Here is a 9451-nt window from a genome sequence, read left to right on the forward strand (position 1 = left end):
GAGGACGGGGGCGGCGGGCCGGGCAGCGGCATCGACGCGGCGTAGTCCGCCGGGTCCCGGTACGCGGCACAGGGCGTGATCCGCTCGCCGTCCAGCCGTGCGGGATGGGTGACGCAGGCCGTCTCCACGACGCCGGGCGGCACGGTCCGCGTGTCGTACGGGCAGATCATCCACACCGGCAGCGCGGCCAGCAGCAGGTTCAGGCCCGACTCCATGCGCTGCCACTCGGCGGTCTGCCGGGCGGATCTGCCCTGCCACAACGGCTCGGCGATCATCCGCGTCCGTACACCGCTCCGGGCCCGGCGGCCGTGGTAGCCCAGGAAGGCGGCGACCCGCTCGACGGGCCTGCGGCCGAAATAGGCGGTCTCGGCGGTGTCCAGCGCGTGGGCGTGCCGTCCGAGCGCGGCGCGCAGCAGCTCGATGTTGGCGGGCGTGGTCGCGGCCAGGACGGGCTCCCCCGCGGCGAGCCCGGCGCGGACGAAGGGCACGGCCATCGCCAGGAACTCCGCGTCGCTGCCGTAGAGGCAGGCGTGGTGGACGAAGCCCGTCGGCTCGCCGGGGGCGGCCGGCCCCGCGCGGTCAGCAGGCATGCGCGGCCCCCAGCCGGAGACCCGGCGTGCGGTCCCAGCCGATGAGCGTGATGACGTGCAGCAGGTGCGAGGGCACCCCGGCCAGTTCGACGGTGCAGTGGCGGGCGGCGCGCGCCCTGGCGAAGGTCATCAGCAGCCTGAGCCCGGCCAGGTCGAGGAACTCCACCCCGGACATCTCCAGACGGACGTCGCCCCGTACGGAGGCGACGGACTGGAGGGCGTCCCGCAGGTGCCGGTGCGAGGCGGTGTCGACCACGCCTTCGATGCGCAGGCCCGGCGGGTCGAAGGTACGGACGACGACGAGTTCGGCGGTGCGGACGAGTGGATCCACTTCGACGCTCCTGGGATGAACCGATGCGAAGGCGTCCAGGGCCGCGGTGTCGCACCGGCGGGCGTCGTACTGGCAGACCGCCAGCGTCCCGCCGTGGTCGAACTCCTCGGCCAGCAGGGCCTCGTAGCGCAGCAGCCGGGAGGCGTCCCGGCCGTCGCACAGAGCGGTGCACAGATCCCCCGTGACGCGCAGCGCGCGGTAACCCTCGCCACGGGCCCGTTCGGCGGCGGCCCGCAGCGAGCCGAGTAACGCGGCCGGGTCACGCGGACCCGCGGAGGCCAACCGGCCCGCAGGGGCCAACTCGCCGGACGGCTGGGCGAGGTCGGCGGGCCGGAGCACCTGCAACTGCCCTTCGGAGGCCCCGGGCAGGCCGGTGAGCCCGCACTCCGCCAGCAGTTCGCCCGGCCCGTCGGGCCCGTCCGCGTGCACGAGGTAGAGGATCTTGTGCTCCTCGGCCACACCGCCCAGCAGGAAGCCCCGCAGGACCGCGGCCCGTTCCTCGTCCGAGGCGTGGAGCAGGGCCACGTGATCGCCCGGGCGGAGCTCACCGACGGGGATACGGCTGCCCCCGCCTCGCGCGCCGTCGGTATGGGCCATGCGTGGATTATCGGGCCCGGTACGTGCCCATGGAAGGCCACACGAAAAAATGCCCCCCGCTCATGCGGGAGGCATCTTTCCTCAGGTGTACCCCCGACCGGATTCGAACCGGCGCTACCGCCTTGAGAGGGCGGCGTGCTAGGCCGCTACACAACGGGGGCCTGCATTGCTGCAAGTTGCAGAGCAAAAAGCTCTCTGCGCTGGGGTACCAGGACTCGAACCTAGACTAAGGGAACCAGAAACCCTCGTGCTGCCAATTACACCATACCCCATGGTGATTAACCGTACCCCCGACCGGATTCGAACCGGCGCTACCGCCTTGAGAGGGCGGCGTGCTAGGCCGCTACACAACGGGGGCCCTAGCGATCCCATCCCCGCCTCCGGGACTTGACGTCCGGATGGTGAAGAATTCTGGATCAGTACCCCCGACCGGATTCGAACCGGCGCTACCGCCTTGAGAGGGCGGCGTGCTAGGCCGCTACACAACGGGGGCTTGCACTTCGCTTTTTTATTTGTTTTCCTAGGCCGCGTTTCCGCGGCTTTCGGTGTTTCCTACTTTACCAGAAGATTTTCGACCGTTTTTCGCTCGAATTTCTTTTGGCTGGGGTACCAGGACTCGAACCTAGACTAAAGGAACCAGAAACCTTCGTGCTGCCAATTACACCATACCCCACCAGAACTCCACCCCTTTGAAGGGGTCTTGCTCGGGCTTGCCCCGCTTCGTTCCGGCCTCTTGGCCTTCCCGGGCGGCGCAGGAAGAACATTACCCGAAGGTGGAGGGTGCTCCAAAACCGATAAGCCGGGGCAGCAGCCCGGGCAGCTCACCGAGGTGCGCGATGCGCCGCACGCCATCCGGAACGACGGCCTCCGCAGGGCCCGTACGGTCCAGCCAGATGCCGTGCAGACCGGCATCACGGGCCCCTACGGCATCACACTCCAGCTGGTCCCCCACATAGGCCACCTCGCCGGGCGGCAGCCCCAGCAGGGCGCAGGCGGCGTGAAAGGCACGGGGATCGGGCTTGGCGCAGCCGATGCGGTCGGCACACACCATCTGCTCGAACCGCCCGTCCACCCCGAGGGTGCGCAGCTTGCGCTCCTGGCTGGCCGTGGCAGCGTTGGAGAGCACCGCCTGACGGAACCGGGGCCCGAGGGCCTCCAGGGCCGGCAGGGCGTCCGGGAAGAGCGTCCAGGCGGCCTCGTAGTGGCGCACGTAGCGGGCGAACCAGGCGTCGGCCTCGGAATCCTCCACAGGGACGCCCAGGAAGGCCCGTACGCGCTCACGGCGGTGCTCCTGGAAGCCGAGCTCGCCCGCGACGAAGCGGGCGAACTGCGTCTCCATCACGGCACGCCAAAGGCCGAGGGCCTGCTCCGCGGACTCGTACCGCGAGAGCAGGCCCTCGGCCTGAAGGTGGCGCAGCGCCCCGGCCCGGTCGGAACCGGAGTAGTCGAAGAGGGTGTCATCGACGTCCCAGAGGACTGCGCGAATCGCCATACGACGACCGTAACCCGGCCCCGGCTGGGGGTTCGGGGGTTACCCCCCGAAGAGCACAGTGTCGACGTCCCAGAGGACTGCGCGGATCGCCATACGACGACCGTAACCCGGTGGGCCGTAACCCAGTAGGTCCGTTACACGGTCCGTTACGCCGCCAGCTTCGCCAGCGCCGCGTCGATGCGGGCCAGCGTGCGCTCGCGGCCCAGGATCTCCAGGGACTCGAAGAGCGGCAGGCCGACCGTGCGGCCGGTGACGGCGACGCGGACCGGGGCCTGCGCCTTGCCGAGCTTGAGGCCGTGCACCTCACCGGCGGCCAGGACGGCCTCCTTGAGCGACTCGGGGCTCGACCAGTCGGCGGCCTCCAGCTTCTCGCGTGCGGTGCGCAGCAGGGCGTCGGAACCCTCCTTCATCGCCTTGTTCCAGGACGCCTCGTCCTGGACCGGCCGGTCCAGGAAGAGGAAGTCCACGTTGGCGGTGATGTCGGAGAGGACGGTGAGCCGGGTCTGGGCGTGCGGGGCGATGGCCTCCCACGCGGCCTGGTCGAAGTCCTCGGGCGCCCAGTTGGCGTGCGGGGCCTTCAGCCACGGGGCGCACGCGTCGGCGAACGTCTTCACGTCGAGCCGACGGATGTGGTCCGCGTTGATCGACTCGGCCTTCTTCAGGTCGAAGCGGGCCGGGTTGGAGTTGACGTCGGCGAGGTCGAACTTGGCGACCATCTCCTCGATGGAGAAGACGTCCTGGTCGGCGGAGAAGGACCAGCCCAGCAGGGAGAGGTAGTTGAGCAGGCCCTCGGGGAGGAAACCGCGCTCCCGGTAGAGGTTGAGGGAGGCCTGCGGGTCGCGCTTGGAGAGCTTCTTGTTGCCCTCGCCCATGACGTACGGCAGGTGGCCGAACTGCGGGATCGCCTTGGCGACGCCCAGCTCGATCAGGGCCTTGTAGAGCGCGATCTGGCGGGGGGTGGAGGAGAGCAGGTCCTCGCCGCGCAGGACGTGGGTGATCTCCATCAGGGCGTCGTCGACCGGGTTGACCAGCGTGTACAGCGGGGCGCCGTTGGCGCGGACGATGCCGTAGTCGGTGACGTTCTCCGGCTGGACGGTGATCTCGCCGCGGACCAGGTCCGTGTACGTGGTGGCCTCGTCCGGCATACGGAAGCGGACGATGTGGCTGCGGCCCTCGGCCTCGTACGCCTGCTTCTGCTCGGCGGTCAGCGTGCGGCACGTGCCGTCGTAGCCGGACGGCTTGCCGGCCGCGCGGGCGGCCTCGCGGCGGGCGTCGAGCTCCTCGGTCGTGCAGTAGCAGGGGTAGGCGTAGCCCGCGTCCAGCAGCTTCCGCGCGATGTCCTGGTAGATGTCCATGCGCTGCGACTGGCGGTACGGGGCGTGCGGGCCGCCGATCTCGGGGCCCTCGTCCCAGTCGAAGCCCAGCCAGCGCATGGCGTCCAGCAGCTGCTCGTAGGACTCCTCGGAGTCACGGGCCGCGTCGGTGTCCTCGATGCGGAAGACGAAGGTGCCGCCGTGGTGGCGGGCGAAGGCCCAGTTGAACAGGGCGGTGCGGACCAGGCCCACGTGGGGGTTGCCGGTCGGCGAGGGACAGAAACGTACGCGTACAGGAGTTGCGCTAGCCACGCTTGATCACCTTGTTGGTGAGAGTGCCGATGCCTTCGATGGTGACGGCGACCTCGTCGCCGACATTGAGCGGTCCGACACCGGCCGGGGTGCCGGTGAGCACGACGTCGCCGGGGAGCAGCGTCATCGCCTCGGTGATGTGGACGATCAGGTCCTCGATGGAGCGCACCATGTCGCTCGTGCGGCCCAGCTGACGCTGCTCGCCGTTGACGGTGCACATGATCCCGAGGTCGCTCGGGTCGAGCTCGGTCTCCATCCAGGGGCCGAGGGGGCAGGAGCCGTCGAAGCCCTTGGCCCGGGCCCACTGCTGCTCGCGCTTCTGGGCGTCGCGCGCGGTGACGTCGTTGGCACAGGTGTAGCCGAGGATGACGTCCCTCACGCGCTCGCGGGGGACCTCGCGGCACATCCGCCCGATGACCACGGCCAGCTCGGCCTCGTGGTGCACCTCCTGGGAGAAGGAGGGGTACGGGATGGCGTCGCCGGGGCCGATGACCGCGGTGGACGGCTTGAGGAAGGTGACGGGCGCGTCGGGCAGTTCGTTGCCCAGCTCGGCGGCGTGCTCCGCGTAGTTGCGGCCGATGGCCACGACCTTGTTGGGCAGCACGGGCGGCAGGAGCCGCACCTTGTCGAGAGGGATCCTGTGTCCCGAGCGCTCGAATTCGGCGAACGGGTGTCCCTTGATGATGTCGAGGACGGGGCCGCCTTCTGTCGAGGCGTCCCCCTCCACGACGCCGAAGGCGACGTTGCCGTCGATGGAGAACCTGGCGATGCGCACGGGAAGCTCGTGCCCCTATCTGATCCGGCCGGAGTCTGACACCTGAAGGCTATCGCGGGGGACGCGCGCGGCCCGTGCGCCGCCGGGGGCCGCCGCCCCCGGGACGCCCTCCGGGGCCGGTCCTGCGGGACGGTGGCGGCCGGCACCGAACCGTGGCGGCCGGGGCCGATCCCGTGCCAGTCCTGCGTCAGTCCTGCGGGACGGAGGCTGCCGGGGCGGTCATGAGGGTCGTACGGCGCGGGTTGGCCGTGACCGAGGGCAGCTCCACGGCGTGCTCGCGGGCCTCGATACGCATCGCGTCGGTGCCGTCGAGGTGGGCGAGGGTCGTACGGCGCGGGTTGGCGGTCCGGCGCGGCACCAGCGTCGTCGTGGTCTTGTTCTTCTTCGTCGTCGTCTGCGGCGTCTGCTGCTGCACTTGCTGCCTCGCGGTGTCGGGGTGCCCTCGGTGGCACGCGTACGGGGATGCGCGGTGTCGTCGTCGCGCGGATCGGTCGCCGCGTCGCCGCCGCGTCGTCTCCGCGGTGTGCGGTCTCCGCGGTTTGCGCAAACAACCAGGCTAGGCGCGCCTATCCCCCGTCGGCCGTAGGAGAACTCATGACATCCTTGTGAGTTTGCTCACGAACTCGCCGAAAAATGCCGCATAGCGGGCGGCTGCCACGCCGTCACGAAACGGACATTGCATGGCTGAACCTGACGTTCCGCTCCCGATCATGGCGACTGGGACACGTACCGGCAGGTGAGGCCGTCCGAGCGAATTGAGAGGTATCGACCGATATAAAGACACCTCTCCTCTACGGCCAGTGACCGCTTTCGGCACTGAGCGTCACGCACCGCACGGAGGCATGCACCGGCCTTGTTGGGAGATCCGGCACTGTGCTGGAATTCCACGGACCGCCAGGGGGCAACCGCGGTCCCCCCACGACTCGACACCGCCCCGCCGCTCGACCGGTGGGGCGCCTGGTCCAGAGGTTGCGACGCTAGTGCAGGGACGTTTCAAGAGGGAAGGCAGCGCTGCGGCGGAGCCGGAGCCGCGCGGTGCGACCGACCGCGGCACGTCCGCCGACGCGCCGACCGGTGGCGAATCCGCCGAACGGTCGAAGTCCAAGGCAAAGGTGAAGGCGAAGGCGAAGGCGAAGGCCAAGGGGTCCAGGAAGGGTGCCGCCAAGGGCGCTTCCAAGGGCGCCGACGCACCCGCCGGGCCGGGCTCACGAATAGCCCTGCGCAACTGGCGCATCTCCACCCGACTCGTCTCCCTGCTGGCCCTCCCCGTCGTCGCCGCGACGACGCTGGGTGCCCTGCGTATCGACAGCTCCCTCGAGAACGTCGACCAGCTCGACCACATGAAGCTCCTCACCGACATGACGGGCAAGGCCACCCAGCTGGCCAGCGCCCTTCAGGAGGAGCGGGACAAGAGCGCCGGCCCGATCTCCGACGCCACCGGCGGCCGCCCCGACGACGACCGGATCGTCTCCACCCGGCAGCGCTCCGACAAGGCCATCCAGGCGTTCCAGGACGCCACCGGAGCCGTCAAGCCGAACGACTCGACGATGGTCGGCGTGCAGACCACCCTGGTCGACATCACCCGCCAGCTCGCGAAGATCAAGAACATCCGCGAGAACGCGTACAAGAACCCGGACTTCATCGCGCAGACCGTCAGCGGCTACGACTCGCTGATCAACTCGCTGCTCGCGCTGTCGCAGGACATGGCCCAGGCCACCAACAACAGCGACATGATCACGTCGACCCGAGCGCTGGCGACGTTCTCCTCCGCCAAGGAGTACGCGTCCGTCCAGCGCGCCGTGATCACCTCGGCCCTGGCCAGGAAGAAGCTCACCGACAACGACCGCCAGTACGCCGACGAGGCGCGGCAGTCGGAGAACGAAGCGATCAAGCGCTTCACCGCCATCCGCTCGGACGACGCGAAGTCGCTCCTCCAGGCCCTCAACGGCGGCGTCGCCGACGTCACCTCGGCCAACGCCTTCGCCGAGCGCGTGCTCAGCAGGTCGGACGGCATCAAGGACCCCCAGCTGACGTGGATGGACTGGTCCGACCAGTCCGGCACGAAGCTCTCGGAGATGTCCAAGGTCGAGACCACGCTGCTCAACCAGATGGAGCAGAAGGCGCGCGAGCTGCGCGACGAGGCCCAGCAGGAAGCCATCCTCAACGGTGTCCTGATCGTGCTCGTCCTCGGCATCTCGCTCGTCGGCGCGTTCGTCGTGGCCCGCTCCATGGTGCGCTCGCTGCGCCGCCTCCAGGACACCGCCCAGAAGGTCGCCCAGGAGCGCCTGCCCGAGCTCGTCAAGCAGCTGTCCGAGACCGACCCGCAGGACGTCGACACGTCCGTGGAGTCCGTCGGTGTGCACAGCACGGACGAGATCGGCAAGGTGGCCTCGGCCTTCGACGACGTGCACCGCGAGGCGGTCCGCCTCGCCGCCGAGCAGGCTCTGCTCCGTGGCAACGTCAACGCGATGTTCACCAACCTCTCGCGCCGGAGCCAGGGCCTCATCCAGCGTCAGCTGTCCCTCATCTCCGAGCTGGAGAGCCGCGAGGCCGACCCCGACCAGCTGTCCTCGCTGTTCAAGCTCGACCACCTCGCGACCCGCATGCGCCGTAACGGCGAGAACCTCCTCGTCCTCGCGGGTGAGGAGCCGGGCCGCCGGTGGACCCGGCCCGTCCCGCTCGTCGACGTCCTCCGCGCCGCCGCGTCCGAGGTGGAGCAGTACGAGCGCATCGAACTCAGCGGCGTGCCGCCGACGGAGATCGCCGGCCGCGTCGTCAACGACCTCGTGCACCTCCTCGCCGAGCTGCTGGAGAACGCGACCTCGTTCTCCTCGCCGCAGACCAAGGTGAAGGTGACCGGCCACGCGCTGCCGGACGGCCGCGTGCTGGTCGAGATCCACGACACCGGCATCGGTCTCTCCCCCGAGGACCTCGCCTCCATCAACGAGCGGCTCGCCAGCCCGCCGACCGTGGACGTGTCGGTCTCCCGGCGCATGGGTCTGTTCGTGGTCGGCCGCCTGTCCCTGCGACACGGCGTCCGCATCCAGCTCCGTCCGTCCGACTCGGGCGGTACGACCGCGCTCGTCATGCTGCCGGTCGACGTCGCCCAGGGCGGCAAGCGGCCGATGCCGGGCGCCGCGGGCGCCCCCGGCCAGGGCGGCGCGCCCTCCGCCCCCGGCGGCAAGGGCAGCCCCGGCCTCATGGGTCAGATGGGCCAAATGGGCCAGATGAGCCAGATGAGCCAGATGCAGCGCCGTCAGACGCCCCCGGCGGGCCCTGGCGGTGCCAACGGCGCGGGCAACCCCCCGCGCCCCGCGTTCGGCGACAGCCGCCCGGCCACGCCGCAGAACGGTCTGGCACAGAACGGCCTGGCACAGAACGGCCTGCCGCAGAACGGCCTGTCACGGAACAGCGCGCCGCGGAGCGGGCCGACGCAGAACGGCCTGCCGCAGCGCCCCGCCGCCACGCAGAACGGTCTGCCCCAGCGCCCTGCCACCACACAGAGCGGACTGCCGCAGCGTCCCACCACGACGCAGAGCGGACTGCCGACGCGCAACCCGGGTGCCGCGGCTCCCGGTGCGCCTGCCTCCTCCGGCGGCGGCAGCGTCTTCGACGCCGCTCCGCGCGGCGGTGCGAACGGCAAGGGCGACGGCTCGTCGAACCGCGGCGCCGTCGACCCGGCCGTCATCCCCCCGGCGAGCGAGAACGTCCGCCGCCCGCAGATGCCCCGGCGTCGCGGCAGCGGTCCCGTCACCCCGCCGGGTGCCAAGCCCGACCTGCCGACCCGCAAGACCCCGAGCTGGGGCAGCCAGGAGCAGGCGACCCCGAAGCCGCAGGTCGACGACTGGCCGACGCCGTCCGCCGACCGCGTCGCGCAGGACGCCCCGCGCGGCCACCAGGACCCCGCGACGGCCGCGCCGAACGCGTCCGCCACGTCGGGCGGGTTCGCGCTGCCCGCGGGTGACCGGCAGAGCGACGGTCCCGGCGCGACCGCGCAGTTCCCGGCGGTCACGCCCCCGGCCGGGCCGACGGGTGCCCCGG

At 70.6% G+C, this 9451-nt stretch carries 7 protein-coding genes and 5 tRNA genes; 1 reads left to right on the forward strand and 11 read right to left on the reverse strand.

From position 1 onward, the window contains the following. The 11 genes from K6I34_RS23985 to K6I34_RS24035 form a co-directional block, all read right to left on the reverse strand. Positions 1–590, reverse strand: a 590-nt coding sequence (locus K6I34_RS23985) for an MEDS domain-containing protein (protein ID WP_229328414.1), incomplete at its 3' end; no start/stop codon positions are given. Then, positions 580–1518, reverse strand: a complete 939-nt coding sequence (locus K6I34_RS23990; RefSeq protein ID WP_229328415.1) for an MEDS domain-containing protein — start codon at positions 1516–1518, stop codon at positions 580–582. The genes K6I34_RS23985 and K6I34_RS23990, both read right to left, overlap by 11 nt. Before the next feature lie 88 nt (positions 1519–1606). Continuing rightward, positions 1607–1679, reverse strand: a tRNA-Glu gene (locus tag K6I34_RS23995). Positions 1680–1718: 39 nt separating this feature from the next. After that, positions 1719–1790 (reverse strand) — tRNA-Gln (locus K6I34_RS24000). Between the two features lie 13 nt (positions 1791–1803). Beyond that, positions 1804–1876, reverse strand: a tRNA-Glu gene (locus K6I34_RS24005). A gap of 62 nt (positions 1877–1938) precedes the next feature. Continuing rightward, positions 1939–2011: transfer RNA gene (locus tag K6I34_RS24010), tRNA-Glu, on the reverse strand. A gap of 105 nt (positions 2012–2116) precedes the next feature. Further along, positions 2117–2191, reverse strand: a tRNA-Gln gene (locus K6I34_RS24015). A 90-nt stretch (positions 2192–2281) separates the two neighbouring features. Then, on the reverse strand, positions 2282–3010 hold the full coding sequence (locus tag K6I34_RS24020) for an HAD family hydrolase (protein ID WP_229328416.1): 729 nt from the start codon (positions 3008–3010) through the stop codon (positions 2282–2284). A 146-nt stretch (positions 3011–3156) separates the two neighbouring features. Next, entirely contained in the window at positions 3157–4635 is a 1479-nt protein-coding gene (gene gltX, locus K6I34_RS24025; protein WP_229328417.1) for a glutamate--tRNA ligase, read from the reverse strand. Continuing rightward, a complete protein-coding gene (locus K6I34_RS24030; protein ID WP_229328418.1) occupies positions 4628–5410 on the reverse strand; it encodes a fumarylacetoacetate hydrolase family protein in 783 nt (260 codons plus the stop codon). Before K6I34_RS24030 ends, gltX begins: the two co-directional genes overlap by 8 nt. 187 nt (positions 5411–5597) lie before the next feature. Further along, positions 5598–5825 (reverse strand): hypothetical protein, encoded by a 228-nt coding sequence (locus tag K6I34_RS24035; RefSeq protein WP_229328420.1) that lies wholly within the window; start codon positions 5823–5825, stop codon positions 5598–5600. A gap of 565 nt (positions 5826–6390) precedes the next feature. Here K6I34_RS24035 and K6I34_RS24040 point away from each other — a divergent pair. Then, positions 6391–9451: nitrate- and nitrite sensing domain-containing protein (locus tag K6I34_RS24040; RefSeq protein WP_229328419.1), on the forward strand; the 3061-nt coding region annotated here is incomplete at its 3' end.

Source organism: Streptomyces sp. UNOC14_S4, assembly GCF_020740835.1.
Classification (GTDB): domain Bacteria; phylum Actinomycetota; class Actinomycetes; order Streptomycetales; family Streptomycetaceae; genus Streptomyces.